Genomic DNA, 14,624 nt, shown 5'->3' with positions numbered 1-14,624 from the left:
TGCCGCGACGAAGCGTCGCTCGGAGGCCGCATCCTGGGCCGAGAGCCAGCCGATCGCGCCGAGCATCCGCCGCAGGAGCCCGGGCGCGACCTTGTCCCAGCGCCGCGCCGAGCTCTCCGACAGGCGCGCGCCGATGGCGAGCACCGGAATGCCGCGGGCGGCGCATCCGGCGAGCCGCTCGGGCCAGAGCTCGTTCTCGAGCAGGAGCAGGGCCCGCGGCCGCCAGTGCGTGAGGAAGCGGCGGACAGGGCCCGGGCTGTCCCAGGGCGCGAGCCGGGCCTCGGTGCGCGGCAGGCCCCAGCCTGCGACCATCGTCCGCGCCGTGGGATTGTTGCAGGTGACGAGCAGACTTGCGGACGGATCGCGCGCCAGCAGCTCCTCGAGCAGCCAGCGGGCGGAGGTGATCTCGCCGTTGCTCGCGCCATGCAGCCAGATCGGGCGGCCTGCGCCCCGCCCCAGCGCCAGCCGCTCGGTCAGCTCATGCGCGACGCCCCGGCCGCGCAGGCGGCGCAGGAGCACGCCCAGGACGAGGCCGGGCAGCAGGAGGCGGAGAAGGAGGCGGTAGAGCGTCACGCGGGTCCATCCCTTGGGGCGCGAGACTTGTCGCCGGGAACAGCGGCCCGCGCAAGCCGGGCCGCGGACAAACTGGCAGATTAGAATTGATCTAAGTCAAGGGGATCCGGTTGGAACCGTTCTAGCGTCCGGTCAACGCGTAAACGATTGCACAGGAGACCGACCATGCGCCTGACCCTTACCGCCCTGATCGCGACGACGGCCCTCGCCGGCGCGGCTCAGGCCGACGCCCTCCGGGACAAGGCTCTGGATTATTTCGCCCCGCTGCCCTCGACCGTTCCGGCGGTGAAGGACAACCGCATCACCCCGGAGAAGATCGACCTCGGCAAGGCGCTCTTCTTCGACCCGCGTCTGTCGGCCTCGGGCGTCTTCTCCTGCTATTCCTGCCACAACCTGACCACGGGCGGCGACGACAACCTCGAGACCTCGATCGGCCACGGCTGGCAGAAGGGGCCGCGGAACGCGCCCACCGTGCTCAATGCCGTGCTGAACGAGGCCCAGTTCTGGGACGGGCGGGCCGACGACCTGAAGGCGCAGGCCAAGGGGCCGGTGCAGGCGGGGGTCGAGATGGCGAACACGCCGGCGCAGGTCGAGGTGACGCTGAAGTCGCTGCCGCAATATGTCGACTGGTTCGCCGCCGCCTTCCCGGGCGAGCCCGAACCCACCAACTTCGACAACATGGCCAAGGCCATCGAGGCCTTCGAGGCGACGCTCATCACCCCCGCGCCCTTCGACGCCTTCCTGAACGGGGACGATGCGGCCCTGACCGAGGACCAGCGGGCCGGGCTTGCGCTGTTCATCGACAAGGGCTGCTCGAGCTGCCACTCGGGCGTGAACGTGGGCGGGCACGGCTACTATCCGTTCGGCCTGATCGAGAAGCCCGGTGCGGACATCCTGCCCGAGGGCGACAAGGGCCGCTTCGCGGTGACGGCCACGGTGGACGACGAATATGTCTTCCGGGCGGCGCCGCTCCGCAACGTGGCGGTGACGGCGCCCTATTTCCACTCGGGCAAGGTCTGGGATCTGAAGACCGCCGTCACGATCATGGCCGAGAGCCAGCTCGGCGAGACGATGAGCGACCAAGAGGTGGGCCAGGTGGTGGCATTCCTCGAGAGCCTCACGGGGACCATGCCGCCGGTCACGCTGCCGGTCCTGCCGGCCGAGACGGAAGGGACGCCGCGTCCGACGGCCGAGATCAAGGTCGAGTGACCGGACAGCCGGTCTGAGAGGCAGGAAGGGCGGCCCCGCGGGCCGCCCTTCGTTTCTGCGCGGATCGCGGCCTCCGGGGCCGAGGCTGCGCCCCCTCCTTTCAGGGGCGGCGGAGCCGGCCCAGGGCCTTGGAGAGCGCCGCCGCGGCCCGGTAGGTGCGGGTGCTGCCGCAGACGACGTAGCGCGGATGGACGGTGCCGCCGAAGCCGGTGAAGAACACCCGGTTGCCACGGGTGTAGAGCCCGTCGAAATCGAAGATCAGCCCCATCCGGTTGGCATGGCGGATCGCTTCCCAGAGGAGCAGGCTTGTCGCGCCGTGATCTTCCCCCCGCGAACGGGTGGCGAGCAGGTAGTAGCAGGCGGTCGCGTCCCAGATGGTGAAGATCGCAGCCGCGAGGCTGCCGTCCGGTCCCGTGGCCGAGAGGATGCGCCCGCGGCCCCGCTCGAGGGCTGCGGTGCAGACGCGCACGATCTCGTCCGTCTCGTAGTAGCTGTCGTGGCCGGCCTCATCCACATTGCGGCGGTAGCAGGCGGCGAAGGCGCGCGGGTCGAGCGTGTCGCTCACGCCATGCTTCTCCTGCGCGCGGCGGATGATGTTGCGGGTCTTGTCGCGCATTCCGGCCCAGATCGCCTGCTCACAGTCTGGGGCGATCTCGAAGGTGAAATTGACCAGCATGTGAAGCCCCGCCTCGGCATGCACCATCGTGTCGGTCACGCCCCGGTGCATCCGCATGTAGAGGTTGCCGGTCGGCGGCAGCTGTTCGTGCAGCTCGCGCACGATCTGCGCCTCCTTGAGCGCGCGGTTGGCCCGCGCGCCGGGGCCCGGCGCCACCGCCGGGCCGAGGAAATGCGCGAACTTCGGCATCTCGCAGGAGGTCTGCCCGAAGGGCTTGCGCAGGATCATGTAGGGCAGCCGGCCCACGATGCGGTTGTCGGCCCGCACCACGGCCTCCGACCAGCCTTCCGGTGCAGAGGCGTCGAGCCACCAGGCCTCGTGGAAGATGGTGGGCGCCAGCGGATCGGGAAGGCCGCTTGCGCTGCCTGCCGGAGCGGGGCGCGGAACGGGCTTCGCCCGGTCGTTCCTGAAAATGCTCAGATCCATGAATCTCGTCCCGTGATTGGAAAATGTCGCAATCTCAGGGCGATCTTACACATCTTGAGCGGTAGTCGGGCCGGGAAATCCGGGACCCGACCGCGATTTTGCGGAAGGACGAGGGTCTGTGACGGACGGGTCACGCCGCCGCTCCCCCGGTCGGAGATGGGGGGGCAGGGGGCCGCTGCGTCCTAGGGCGTAGGGCAGATGGCCGCAGGGAGCTGGGGCTCAGCCCTCCTGATGCGGGGGCCGGCCCCCGCCGCGAATCGGTCCGGCGGGGCGCGGGCCCCGCCGGTCAGGGTCACTTCTGCAGCTCGGTCCAGATCGCGGTGATATATTCCTGCGCCTTCGGGCTGCAGGCCGGCAGGAAGATGCCCTTGTCGGCGAACTCGGCCGGGATCACCACCTCGGGGGCGGTCTTCATGTCCTCGGGAAGGAACTCGGCCGCACCGGCGACGCCCGGCGAGTAGCGCGCGAAGGCCGAGATCATGGCGGCATTCTCGGGCTCGAGGATGAAGTTGAGGAAGCTGTAGGCCTCTTCCACGTTCCGCGCGTCGCGCAGGAGCGCCACGGAATCCATGAAGGTGATGAACCCCTCCCTGGGATAGCCGTAGGCCACGTCCGGGTTGGCCAGCCGCGCCCGCATCGACGAGCCCGACCAGTTGACGGAGGCCGCCCAGTCGTTGTTCGACAGTTTCTCCGTCGCGCCGTAATCCATCGAGATCCAGTCGGGCTTGGCCGCGATCAGCAGGTCGCGCGCTTTCTTCAGAACCTCCAGATCCTCCGAGCAGGGCTCGCCGCCCACATACATCGTGGCCAGCGCCACCACGTCGTTCATCTCGGGCACGACATTGACCTTGCCCTTCAGCTCGTCCGGCACTTCGAGCCAGACCGCCGAGGTGTTGATGTCGCCCTTGTAGACGGCCGTATTCACCGAGATCGCGGTGGTGCCCCACTGCCACGGCACCGAATGGGCGCGGCCCGGATCCCAGTCCACATCCGCCCATTCGGGGGCGATGTTGGCATGGTTCGGGATCTTCGAGAGGTCGAGCTCGGTCAGAAGGCCCTTGTCGCGGAAGATGCCCACATAATTGGCCGAGGGCACCACGAGGTCGAAGCCGTGGCCCCCGGCCTCGATCTTGGCCAGCGCCGTGTCGTTGCTGTCGTAGTCGGTGACCGTGACCTTGATGCCGGTCTCCTTCTCGAACTTCGCGAGCAACTCGGGGCTCGTATAGTTGCCCCAGTTGTAGAGGTTCAGTTCCGCCGCCCCCGCGAGGCTGGTCGAGGCGAGCAGCAGGGCTGCGGCTGCGAGATGTCTCATCGGTCTCTCCTTGTTGGAAGGGCGGGTTCACTCCCGCTTTCGGGTCAGTAGGAAGAAGACGGTCAGCAGCGCCACGGTGAGGCCGAGGAGGGCGGTCGAGATCGCATTGACCTCGGGCGTGATCGCCCGGCGCATCTGGCCCAGCATGTAGGTGGGCAGCGTATCCTGCCCGGCGGATTTCACGAATTCGGTGATGACCACATCGTCGAGCGAGATCACGAAGGCCAGCATCGCGCCCGCCACGATGCCCGGCGCCATCAGCGGCAGGGTGACATGGCGGAAGGTCTGCCAGGGGTTGGCATAGAGATCCGCCGCCGCCGTCTCGAGGCTGAGGTCCATCCCCTCGAGCCGGGCCCGGATCGGCAGGTAGGCGAAGGGGATGCAGAAGGCGGAATGGGCGAGGATCAGATAGCCGAGCCCCGCATAGCCGGTGGCGACCTTGACGGTCGCGAAGACGATGAGGAGGGCCACGGCCGTCACGATCTCGGGCACCATCAGCGGCTGGTTGATCGCCACATAGATGAAGGTCTGGCCGCGGAAGGCGCCCCGCCTTGTGGTGCCGAGCGCCGCCATGGTGGCCGCCGACGTGGCGATGACCGAGGCGCTCGCCGCGATGACGAGCGAGCGGGCGGTGGCCGCCTGCACCTCCCGGTTGGCCCAGGCGGCCTCGTACCAGCGGAAAGAGAAGCCGCCCCAGATCGATATGGCATTGGCGTCGTTGAAGGAATAGGCCACCAGCGTGAAGATCGGCGCATAGAGCGCGAGGAAGGCCAAGCCCGCCACGAAGGGCACGCCGGGCAGGCTCGTCACGTCGAAGCTCTTACCCATGGCCGGTCCCCCGTCCGGCTGCGCGGACATAGATCAAAAGCGCCACCATCACGATGGCCAGAAGCAGCATCGAGAGCGCGGCGCCCAGCGGCCAGTTGCGGCCCTGACCGAACTGCAGCTCGATGAAATTGCCGATCATCATGTTCTTGCCGCCTCCCAGCACCCGCGGCGTGACATAGGCGCCGAGCGAGGGGACGAAGACGAGGATCGAGCCCGCGACGATCCCGGGCTTCACCAGCGGCAGGATGATGCGCCGCAGCACCTGCCAGCGGCTCGCATAAAGGTCGTAGGCCGCCTCCAGCAGCCGCATGTCGAACCGGTCGATTGCGGCGAAAAGGGGCAGCACCATGAGCGGCAGGTAGACATAGGCCATCCCGATCAGCACCGCCGTATCGGTATAGAGGATCTGGATCGGCCGCTCGATCAGGCCCGCGCGGATCATCAGCGTGTTCAGGATGCCCTCGTTGCGGATCACCTCGTTGATGGCGAAGGTGCGGATCAGCAGGTTGGTCCAGAACGGGATGGTGATGAGGAAAAGCCAGAGCGCCCGCCGGTTCGGCGGCCGGGTCGCGATGAACCAGGCGGTGGGGAAGCCCACGGCGAAGGCGATGGCCGTCGTCATCAGGGAGAGTTTCACCGAACGCCAGAAGATCGCGAGATGGGCGTCGGCGAGCGTCACTTCGTCCGAGAAGATGTCGCGGGTGAAGAGCACCTCGAACCAGGCTTCGGTCGAGAAGGTCCAGATCACGCCGCCATACTGGCCCTTCACGAGAAAGCTGTAGACCAGCACCACCAGCAGCGGTCCCGACGCGGCAAGGAGGAGGATCGCGAGGGCGGGCGCCGACAGAAGCCAGCCCGTCCGCGCCTGCTTGGTCTCTTCCTCCATGTCAGTCCCCCAGCAGCTGCACGGCGCCCGGGGCGAAGCGCAGGCCCGCGGGCTGGCCGGGTTCGAGCCCCGGATCGCCCGAGGCGCTGCTCTGCAGGCGCGCCACCACCTCGGTCCCGTCGGCCAGGGCCAGATGGCAGTGGGTGTCGGTTCCGAAATAGACCAGATCGCGGATCGTGGCGGGCAGGGCGCCCGGCTCGTCCGGCGCCACGAGGCGCACCTGCTCGGGGCGCACGGCCACCGTCACCCGCCCCTCGGGCCCGCCCTCGACCGTGAGCTCGCCGCCCGCATCGAGCGTGACCCGCCCGCCCGCATGGCGCGCGGGCAGGAAATTCGTCTCGCCGATGAAGCTCGCCACGAAGCGGTTGGCCGGGCGGGTGTAGATCTCGCGCGGGGGGCCGATCTGCAGGATCCGGCCCGCGCTCATCACCCCGATCCGGTCCGACATGGTCAGCGCCTCCTCCTGATCGTGGGTCACGAAGACGAAGGTGATGCCCGTCTCGTGCTGGAGCCGCTTCAGCTCGATCTGCATCTCCTTGCGGAGTTTCAGATCGAGCGCCGAGAGCGGCTCCCCGAGCAGGAGCACCCGCGGCTGCGGCGCCAGAGCGCGGGCCAGCGCCACCCGCTGCTGCTGCCCGCCCGAAAGCTGTGCCACCTTGCGCTTCGCCAGCGCCTCGAGCCGGACGAGCGCCAGCATCCGCGCCGTGACCGTCTCGATCTCGGTGCGCGGCTTGCCCTGCATCCGAAGGCCGAAGCCCACATTCTCGGCCACCGTCAGATGCGGAAAGAGCGCGTAGCTCTGGAAGACCGTGTTGATCGGCCGGCGGTTCGGCGGAAGGGCGGTGATGTCGCGCCCGTCGAGCAGGATCGCGCCGGAACTCGGCGCCTCGAACCCCGCGATCAGCCGCAGGAGCGTGGTCTTGCCGCAGCCCGAGGGACCGAGCAGCGTGAAGAACTCGCCCCGCCGGATCCCCACGGACACATCGTCGAGCGCGCGGACGGCCACCTCTCCCTGTCCGAAGGCCTTGACGACATGGCGGGCTTCGACGGCATCGGGGTCGCTCAAGGAGGGCCTCCCATCGGGTCTGGGTCGAGGTTAGGCGGCGCCCGAGCGCGAAATCAACGGCGCGCGCGGCATTTCGACCAAAGGGGCAGGCCTGCGCCCGATCCACGGCGCCGCCCGCTCGATTTCTGCGCAGAGCGCGATCAGCTCTTCGTCGGCGCCGAAGCGGGCCGCGAGATGGATGCCGATCGGCAGGCCGCCCGCGCTCATGCCGAGCGGGAGCGAGGCCGCGGGCTGGCCCGAGGCGTTGAAGACGGCGGTGAAGGGGGAATAGGCGAAGACGCCCTCCGGTCCGGTGCGGAACGAGACATAATCCTCGGTTCCATGCCCGAAGCGGCCCACCCGCGCCGGCGGTTCGGCCAGGGTGGCCGACAGCAGGATGTCGATGCCCTCTCCCGCCTCCGGGTCGAAGACCGCGGCCATCTGGCGGCCGAAGGCATGGATCTGGCCCACCGCCTCGAGATAGCGCTCGCCCGGGATCTCGGCCGCGCGCCGCATCGCGCCCAGCGAGACCGGCTCGACCAGCCCCTCGGGCGCACGGCCCTTCAGCGCCTTGCGGATGCCGAGCGCCGTGCCGCAGGCCACGATGTCGGTCCAGGCCTCCATCATCATCGCCACATCGGCACGGGGCAGACAGGGCCTCACCGCGTGACCCAGGCCCTCGAGCAGCCGTCCCGCCGCCTCGACCGCGGCCCGCACCTCCGGGTGGATCGGCGCGCCGGTGAAGGTCGTGTCGCAGATCCCCACGCGCAGCCGACGCGGCGGGCGGCTGATCGCATCCGCATGGCTGCGCAGGAGCGGCGGCGCCCAGTAGGGCGCGCCGGGATCGGCGCCCGCGCAGGCATCGAGCATGTGGGCCGTGTCGCGGACCGACCAGGTGAGGAAGCCGTCGATGGCCATGCCCGCCCAGCCCTCGCCCGCATAGGGGCCATCGGGCAGGCGCGCGCGGGTGGGCTTCATCCCGAAGAGCCCGCAGGAGGAGGCCGGGATGCGGACCGATCCGCCCCCGTCCGAGCCATGGGCCATGGCCACGATGCCTGCGGCCACCGCCGCGCCCGCGCCGCCCGACGAGCCGCCCGACGTATGGTCGAGGTTCCAGGGGTTGCGCGTGGGCCCGCCGTAGACGGCCGATTCCGTGGCGGGCCCGATGCCGCCCTCGGGCGAGGTGGTCCGGCCGAAGGTCACGACGCCGGTGCCCCGGATCCGCGCGAAGATGGCCGAATCGCGCGCATAGCGCGTGTCCGCCAGAAGCCGCGAGCCGTTGTGCGAGGGAAAGTCCACCGCCTCGCACCCGAGATCCTTGAGCAGGAAGGGCACGCCGCGGAAGGGTCCGTGCGGCAGGCCCCCGGCGATGCTCCGCCGCGCGGCCTCCTCCTGCGCCAGCACGACGGCATTGAGCGCGGGGTTGACAGCCGCAACCGCGTCCAGGGCGGCGTCCAGCAGCTCCTCGGGCGATGTGTCGCGCCGGGCCACGAGGGCCGCAAGCCCGGTTGCATCCTCGGCGCCGAAGCTGCGGAACATGTCTTTCCTCCTGCCTTTTCCCCTCATGCTGCGGTGGAGGGTCGCATCCGGTCCAGTCCTTTTTTCAGGGCCTTCCGCAGCGGGGCGGCGGATCCGCCGCGGCAGGGCCGCTTGACAGGGCCGTCACGTGTCATATTGAGGAACGGCTTCGGTTCCGGCGTGATGGCCGGATGAAAAGGGAACGCGGTGCGGGGAGATCTCCCCAACTCCGCGGCTGCCCCCGCAACTGTAGGCGGCGAGCGACGACCGACGGCGCCACTGGGATGTCCCGGGAAGGCCGGTCCGAGCTGCGACCCGCGAGTCAGGAGACCTGCCGGAGCGATCACCCTTTCCTGCGCGCGGGGCGCGTGCGGGAGGCGGACATCCGCTTCAGGTGACGATTTCACCGTCGGCGGAGGGGCATACCCTTTCCAAGGACATTGACAGACGAACTCCGGGTCTGCACCCGGACGGAGAGGGACAGATGAAGAAGACTGCCGTTTCCCTTGTTGCGCTGCTGGCCGCGGGCCCGCTGCCGCTGCAGGCACAGGACATCGCGCTGGACGAGATCGTGGTGTCGGCCAATCTCGACGAGACCGAGGCCAGCCGTTCCGGCGCGACGGTAGAGGTCGTGACCGGCGAGGACCTGCGTTCCACCGCGGACCTGCGGTTCTCGGACGTGCTTCGCCGCCTGCCCGGCGTCTCGGTGAACACTCGCGGCGCCATGGGAAGCCAGGCTGGCATCTCGATCCGCGGCGCCTCGCAGAATTACGTCGGCGTTCTGGTGGACGGCATCGACGTGACCGACCCGACCGGCACGCAGGTCGCCTTCGACTTCGGCCAGCTCGGCACGACCGACGTCTCGCGCGTCGAGGTGCTGAAGGGCAGCCAGTCCGCGCTCTACGGCTCCGGGGCGGGGGGGGGCGTGGGGACCATCACCTCGCGGCGCCCGACCGAGGAAGGTACGCACCAGTCGGTCGCGGCCGAGGCCGGCAGCAACGACACGCTGGCGCTGTCCTACGGCATCACCCATCTCTCGGACGATTGGGAAGTGGCGCTGACGCTCTCGCACATCGAGACCGACGGGTTCTCGAACGCGAGCGAAGCCGACGGCAATGACGAGGCCGATGGGTATCGAGGCGACCGCCTGTCGTTCTATGTCGCCCGCACGCTGCAGAGCGGAGTGCGTATCGGCATCAACGGCTTCACCGAAGAAAGCAAGAGCGACTACGATCCGGCCTACTACCTGCCCGGTTCGCTGTCGGGGCAGCGCCTGACCTATGACGAGATCACGGCCGAAACCATAGCCTTGGGCGACGGCGGCAGTTTCGACGAGCGTCTCGACCGTTCCTCGACCGGGCTTCGCGCCTTTGCGGAATTCGATACCGGGCCGGTCAGCCACACGTTCAGCGTGACCGATTTCCGTACCGAAAGGACCTACTTCGAGAACGAGCTCGCGCCCAATTATCTCGACTACGATCCGGTGACCGGCACCTACGGCACGGCGATGCGGCAGACCGAGAACACCTACGAAGGTCATCGGACTGGCGTTGACTGGCGCGGCGGCTTCGATGCCATGGGCGGTCGGATGATCCTCGGAGCCGGTTGGAAGAACGAGGATTACGATCAGACCGGGGACTGGGGCAACCTGTCCGAGAACAGCTCGACAAAGGGCGTCTACGGAGAATTCTCGCGCAGCCTTGGCGATCTGGACGTGGCGCTGTCGCTGCGGCACGACGACCACTCGATCTTCGGCGGCTTCAATTCCGGGCGCGTCGCGCTGGCCTACCGGCTGGACGAGGCGACCATCCTGCGCGCCCAGGCCGGCACCGGCTATCGCGCGCCGTCGAACTTCGAGCTGTTCAGCTTCTATGGTTCCCGCGAGTTGCAGCCGGAGCAGAGCCGGAACGTCGATCTCGGCATCGAGCACGAGTTCTCGGAGGGAACGTCGGTCCGCGCGACCGCCTTCTACCTCGAGGTCGATGACCTGATCGACTTCGACCGCACTTCGACGGGCTGCCCCGCGGCCGCCACCAACGGTCCCGGCTGCTATAGCCAGGTTCCGGGTACGTCGCGGCGCAGCGGACTCGAGCTTTCCGGCGAGATGGCGCTGACCGGCACGCTGGGCCTCGCTGCGGCCTACACCTATACAGACAGCGCGACCAATGCTTCGACCAGCTGGGCCAGCGTGCCGCGGCATCTGGTGGCGGTGGAGTTGACCTCGGACCTGACGCCGACGCTGCATGGCCGGATCGGAGTCACGGCAGCCTTGGACCGGCCGGACGACTTCGGGACACCGGTGGATAATTATTCGCTCGTCGATGCCACCCTGACCAAGGATATCGGAAGCGGGCGGGAGGCCTATCTTCGGGTGGAGAACCTGCTTGACGAGGAGTATGAGCTGGTGCCGGGCTACGGAACCTCCGGGAGGGCCATCTTTGCGGGTTTCCGCGCGTCTTTCTGAGCAAGTCGGAGCGCTGCTGCTGGCGGCAGCGCTTGCCGCCGCCGCTCCCGCCGTGGCCGAGGCGCCGCGGCGGGTGGTGTCGATCAATCTCTGCACCGATCAGCTTGCCATGATGCTCGCGGCGCCGGGACAGCTGCTCTCGGTGTCCCATCTCGCCACCGAGCCGCAGACCTCGGCCATGGTCGAGGAGGCGCGCGCCTATCCGGCGAACCGGGGGCAGGCCGAAGAGGTCTTCCTCATGCACCCCGATGTGGTGCTCGCAGGGACCTTCACCGCGCGGCAGAGTGTCGATCTCTTGCGCAGTCTCGGGATCGAGGTGGTCGAACTGCCGCCCGCCAACGCCTTCTCCGATATTCCCGACCAGTTGCGCACGGTGGGCCGGGCGCTAGGGCGCGAGGCGCGGGCCGAGGAGCTGGTCGCCGAGTTCGAGGCGGACCTCGCCCGCCTCAAGGTGGATCTGCCCCCCGCGCGGGCGGCGATGTATTACCCCCGCGGCTATACCACCGGCTCGGGCACGCTTGCGGATGCGATCCTGCGCCACACGGGCTTTTCCAATGTCGCGGCCGAGCTCGGGCTCGACGGCGGGGGCGATCTTCCGCTCGAGCGGCTGGTGATGGCGCAGCCCGACATGATCGTGACCTCCTCGCCCTATCCCGGCGCCTCCCGGGCCGAGGAGCTTATGGACCATCCCGCTCTGCAGGCGGTGCGCGCGGAGGCAGGCTCGGTCGAAGTGTCCGACGGGGGCTGGATCTGCGGCACGCCCGCCGTGCTGCAGGCGCTCGAGGTGATGGGCGAGGCGCGGCGGAACCTCGCCGCGGTCCGGCTCACGGAACTGGACGGATCCCGGTGAGATATCCCCTCCTTCTTCTGGCGCTGGCGCTTCTGGTTGTCCTGCTCTTCCTGCTGTCGCTCCTCGTGGGGCCTGCGGCGCTCGGGCTCGGCGAGTCGCTCCGGGCCCTTGTCACGGGTCAGGGCGAGGCCGTCGTGCTCGTGATGCGCGAGATCCGCCTGCCGCGCGCGATCCTCGGGCTGGCGGTGGGGGCGGTGCTGGGCATCTCGGGCGCGGCGATGCAGGGGTTCCTGCGAAATCCGCTGGCAGAGCCGGGGCTTGTGGGTGTGTCTTCATCCGCTGCGCTGGGCGCGGTCATTGCGCTGCAGACCGGGCTCGCCGCGAGCTTCACGCTGGCGCTGCCGCTTTCGGCGCTGGCGGGCGCGGCGATCTCGGTGCTCCTGATCCTCGGCCTTGCGGGGCCGCGCGGCGGGGCGCTGGCGCTGATCCTCGCCGGGGTCGCCATCTCGGCGCTGGCCGCGGCGGGCGTGGCGCTGATCCTCAACCTCTCGCCCAATCCCTTCGCCGCGATGGAGATCGTCTTCTGGATGATGGGCTCGCTCGCCGACCGGTCGATGACCCATGTGGCGCTGGCGCTGCCCTTCCTGCTGGCGGGCTCGGCGCTGCTCCTGACGCTCGGCCGCGGGCTCGATGCGCTCACGCTCGGCGAGGATGCGGCCGAGGCGCTGGGCGTGCGGCTCGGCCGGGTGCGCCTGCTGCTGATCCTCGGCACGGCGCTCTCGGTGGGGGCGGCGGTCGCGGTGGCGGGAACGGTGGGCTTCGTGGGGCTCGTGGTGCCCCACATCCTGCGCCCGCTGGTGGGGGCGCGCCCGTCGCGGCTCCTGCCCGCCTCGGCGCTGGGCGGGGCCGCCATGCTGCTTGCGGCCGATGTCGCGGTGCGGGTCATCGCGCCCGACCGGGATCTCAAGCTCGGGGTGCTGACGGCGATCGTGGGCTCGCCCTTCTTCCTCCATCTCATCTGGCGGATGCGGAGGATGGAAGCATGAGCCTGCTCGCGCTCGAAAATCTCACCGTGCGCCGGGGCGACTGTCCGGTGGTGGATCATGTCACCTTCACGGTGAGCCCGGGCGAGGTGCTGGGCCTGATCGGGCCGAACGGGGCGGGCAAGACCTCGCTTCTGCGTGCGGCGATGGGCCTTCTGCCCTCGGCGGGCAGGAGCAGCCTCGCGGGCCTTGCGCCGCGGGTGCGCGCGCGGGCGGCGGCCTTTCTGCCGCAGGCGCGCGAGATCGCCTGGCCGGTGGATGTCGAGACGCTGGTGATGCTGGGCCGCGTCCCGCATGCCGGACGCCGTGTCACCGCGGCCGACCGCGAGGCGGTCACCCGCGCGCTCGACCGGATGGGGCTTGCGGGCTACCGCCAGCGCATCGCGACGGCCCTGTCGGGCGGGGAGCAGGCGCGGGTGCTGATCGCGCGCACGCTGGCGCAGGAGGCGCCGCTCCTTCTCGCCGACGAGCCGGTGGCGGGGCTCGATCCCGAGAGCCAGATCCGCACGATGCAGGTGTTCCAGAGCCTCGCCGCGGAAGGGCGGGCGGTGGTGGCCTCGATCCACGATCTGGGCCTTGCCGCGCGGCACTGCACGCGGCTTCTGCTGATCGCGCGCGGGCGGCTGGTGGCGGACGGGCCGCCCGGCGTCGTGCTGACCGCGGCCAATCTGGCCGAGGTCTTCGGGGTGCGCGCCTATTATGCCGACACGCCCGACGGGCCAGTGTTCCAGCCTCTGGGCGTCACGCGGTGATCGAGGTCGCGCTCGAGCGGCCCTGGCTCGTGGCGCGCCTGCCCGGGCCGATGCGGGTGCTGAGCTGGGCGCCGCACCGTCCGGGGCTGGTGGTCGCGGAGCGCGTCGTCTGGCGCGAGGTGCGCGATGCGGACCTCGGACCGGGCTTCGACGCCGAGCGCTGGCTGGCCGCCGAGATGGCGGCGCGCGATCTGGGGGCAGCGGTGGGGATGCTCACCTCGCGCACGCTCGACCGGCATCATCTGGCGGAGGCTTCGGCCGAAGGGCTCCGCGCTGCCTGTCTGGCGACCGTCGGGCTCGGCAATGCCGAGGCGGTGGGGCGGCGGCTCGTGCCCGAGCGGGCTCTCGGCACGATCAACCTGCTCGTGACGGTCGAGGCGGAGCTGTCGGAGGCGGCGCAGCTCGAGGCCCTGTCGATTGCGGTCGAGGCGCGGACGGCTTCGGTGCTGGAGGCGGGGCTCGTGCTGCCCACGGGCCGCGCCACCGGCACCGGCACCGATTGCGTGGCGCTCGCCTGCCACCCGGGCGCGGGCCGCTACGCGGGGCTACACACGGCGGCGGGAGAGGCGATCGGGGCGGCCGTCTGCGCAGCCGTCCGCCTTGGGAGCCGGATCTGGATGCAGGAGCGCCGGGCGCAAGGCGAAGCGAGCTGAGACCTCATGTGAGGCGGGCTCGTCAAGTGACTGACAAATCAGGACGTATGGCGGCAGGGCCGCTCCCTGCTCTCAGCCATCCTCGGACTGCGCGAGGCCCAGCACGCGGGCGAGCTCGGCCGCCATCCGGTCGGGGGTGACGGGCTTGGCCACATAGCCCGTGAGGCCCGAGCCGAGATACATGTCGCGCTGTTCCTCGGTCGCATCGGCGGTCATGGCCACGACCGGCAGGCTCGCCGCAGGGCCGGGCATCGCCCGGATCCGCCGCAGGGTCTCGAGCCCGTCCATGCCGGGCATGTTCATGTCGAGCAGCACCAGATCGACCGGCTCGCGTTCGAGAAGGGCCAGCGCATCCGGCCCGCTCTGCGCCTCGATCGTGCGGACGCCGAAAAGCTGGAGATAGGCGGCCGCCACCAGCCGGTTCGTGGAAATGTCATCGACCACGAGGA

14 protein-coding genes and 1 riboswitch are annotated in these 14,624 nt (G+C 69.7%); of the genes, 6 read left to right on the top strand and 8 right to left on the bottom strand.

All coding sequences use genetic code 11. The features are described from left to right. Nucleotides 1-573, bottom strand: a 573-nt coding sequence (locus A9O63_RS06610) for a 3-deoxy-D-manno-octulosonic acid transferase (protein WP_328585896.1), incomplete at its 3' end; no start/stop codon positions are given. A gap of 165 nt (nt 574-738) precedes the next feature. On the opposite strand from A9O63_RS06610, the gene A9O63_RS06605 reads away from it, so the two are divergent. After that, nucleotides 739-1,782: a cytochrome-c peroxidase gene (locus A9O63_RS06605; protein WP_069331210.1), complete on the top strand. Its 1,044-nt coding sequence runs from the start codon at nt 739-741 to the stop codon at nt 1,780-1,782. Between the two features lie 100 nt (nt 1,783-1,882). On the opposite strand, the gene A9O63_RS06600 is transcribed toward A9O63_RS06605, so the two are convergent. The 6 genes from A9O63_RS06600 to A9O63_RS06575 all read right to left on the bottom strand — a co-directional run bounded on the left by A9O63_RS06600 (nt 1,883) and on the right by A9O63_RS06575 (nt 8,494). After that, a complete protein-coding gene (locus A9O63_RS06600) occupies nt 1,883-2,884 on the bottom strand; it encodes a GNAT family N-acetyltransferase (RefSeq protein WP_069331209.1) in 1,002 nt (333 codons plus the stop codon). Between the two features lie 292 nt (nt 2,885-3,176). Beyond that, nucleotides 3,177-4,196, bottom strand: coding sequence for an extracellular solute-binding protein (locus A9O63_RS06595; protein WP_069331208.1), 1,020 nt, complete (start codon nt 4,194-4,196; stop codon nt 3,177-3,179). A gap of 27 nt (nt 4,197-4,223) precedes the next feature. Then, nucleotides 4,224-5,024 carry an ABC transporter permease gene (locus A9O63_RS06590; RefSeq protein ID WP_069331207.1) on the bottom strand — a complete coding sequence of 267 codons (801 nt, stop codon included), beginning with the start codon at nt 5,022-5,024 and terminating at the stop codon, nt 4,224-4,226. After that, a complete protein-coding gene (locus tag A9O63_RS06585; RefSeq protein WP_069331206.1) occupies nt 5,017-5,910 on the bottom strand; it encodes an ABC transporter permease in 894 nt (297 codons plus the stop codon). Before A9O63_RS06585 ends, A9O63_RS06590 begins: the two co-directional genes overlap by 8 nt. Before the next feature lies 1 nt (nt 5,911). Further along, entirely contained in the window at nt 5,912-6,976 is a 1,065-nt protein-coding gene (locus tag A9O63_RS06580; protein ID WP_069331205.1) for an ABC transporter ATP-binding protein, read from the bottom strand. 30 nt (nt 6,977-7,006) lie between these two features. Next, nucleotides 7,007-8,494: an amidase gene (locus tag A9O63_RS06575; RefSeq protein WP_069331204.1), complete on the bottom strand. Its 1,488-nt coding sequence runs from the start codon at nt 8,492-8,494 to the stop codon at nt 7,007-7,009. Between the two features lie 132 nt (nt 8,495-8,626). After that, nucleotides 8,627-8,826, top strand: a riboswitch (cobalamin riboswitch). Nucleotides 8,827-8,957: 131 nt separating this feature from the next. Between A9O63_RS06575 and A9O63_RS06570 the strand changes: the two genes are divergently transcribed. The 5 genes from A9O63_RS06570 to cbiZ are packed head-to-tail and all read left to right on the top strand — an operon-like array spanning nt 8,958 to nt 14,175. Then, nucleotides 8,958-10,937, top strand: a complete 1,980-nt coding sequence (locus A9O63_RS06570) for a TonB-dependent receptor plug domain-containing protein (protein ID WP_069331203.1) — start codon at nt 8,958-8,960, stop codon at nt 10,935-10,937. Next, nucleotides 10,912-11,787, top strand: coding sequence for an ABC transporter substrate-binding protein (locus A9O63_RS06565; RefSeq protein WP_069331202.1), 876 nt, complete (start codon nt 10,912-10,914; stop codon nt 11,785-11,787). Before A9O63_RS06570 ends, A9O63_RS06565 begins: the two co-directional genes overlap by 26 nt. Beyond that, on the top strand, nt 11,784-12,773 hold the full coding sequence (locus A9O63_RS06560; RefSeq protein ID WP_069331201.1) for a FecCD family ABC transporter permease: 990 nt from the start codon (nt 11,784-11,786) through the stop codon (nt 12,771-12,773). The genes A9O63_RS06565 and A9O63_RS06560 overlap by 4 nt, the downstream gene beginning before the upstream one ends. Beyond that, the gene (locus A9O63_RS06555) at nt 12,770-13,522 is read left to right on the top strand and encodes an ABC transporter ATP-binding protein (protein ID WP_069331200.1); all 753 of its coding nucleotides are present in this window, start codon (nt 12,770-12,772) and stop codon (nt 13,520-13,522) included. Before A9O63_RS06560 ends, A9O63_RS06555 begins: the two co-directional genes overlap by 4 nt. Continuing rightward, nucleotides 13,519-14,175, top strand: a complete 657-nt coding sequence (gene cbiZ / locus A9O63_RS06550) for an adenosylcobinamide amidohydrolase CbiZ (RefSeq protein ID WP_069331199.1) — start codon at nt 13,519-13,521, stop codon at nt 14,173-14,175. Before A9O63_RS06555 ends, cbiZ begins: the two co-directional genes overlap by 4 nt. A 72-nt stretch (nt 14,176-14,247) precedes the next feature. Here cbiZ and A9O63_RS06545 read toward each other — a convergent pair. After that, nucleotides 14,248-14,624, bottom strand: a 377-nt coding sequence (locus tag A9O63_RS06545) for a response regulator (RefSeq protein ID WP_141703051.1), incomplete at its 5' end; no start/stop codon positions are given.

Origin of the sequence: Cereibacter johrii, assembly GCF_001720585.1 — a bacterium.
Lineage (GTDB): Bacteria > Pseudomonadota > Alphaproteobacteria > Rhodobacterales > Rhodobacteraceae > Cereibacter_A > Cereibacter_A johrii.
The sequence above is the reverse complement of the archived record's forward strand: the minus strand, read 5'-3'. Positions and strand labels throughout refer to the sequence as shown.

What these genes read in the sequence shown, in the direction of transcription:
- A9O63_RS06555 (WP_069331200.1), top strand. Translation starts at nt 12,770, where the DNA reads ATGAGCCTGCTCGCGCTCGAAAATCTCACCGTGCGCCGGGGCGACTGT.
- A9O63_RS06600 (WP_069331209.1), bottom strand. Translation starts at nt 2,884, where the DNA reads ATGGATCTGAGCATTTTCAGGAACGACCGGGCGAAGCCCGTTCCGCGC.
- A9O63_RS06585 (WP_069331206.1), bottom strand. Translation starts at nt 5,910, where the DNA reads ATGGAGGAAGAGACCAAGCAGGCGCGGACGGGCTGGCTTCTGTCGGCG.
- A9O63_RS06605 (WP_069331210.1), top strand. Translation starts at nt 739, where the DNA reads ATGCGCCTGACCCTTACCGCCCTGATCGCGACGACGGCCCTCGCCGGC.
- A9O63_RS06590 (WP_069331207.1), bottom strand. Translation starts at nt 5,024, where the DNA reads ATGGGTAAGAGCTTCGACGTGACGAGCCTGCCCGGCGTGCCCTTCGTG.
- A9O63_RS06595 (WP_069331208.1), bottom strand. Translation starts at nt 4,196, where the DNA reads ATGAGACATCTCGCAGCCGCAGCCCTGCTGCTCGCCTCGACCAGCCTC.
- A9O63_RS06570 (WP_069331203.1), top strand. Translation starts at nt 8,958, where the DNA reads ATGAAGAAGACTGCCGTTTCCCTTGTTGCGCTGCTGGCCGCGGGCCCG.
- A9O63_RS06575 (WP_069331204.1), bottom strand. Translation starts at nt 8,494, where the DNA reads ATGTTCCGCAGCTTCGGCGCCGAGGATGCAACCGGGCTTGCGGCCCTC.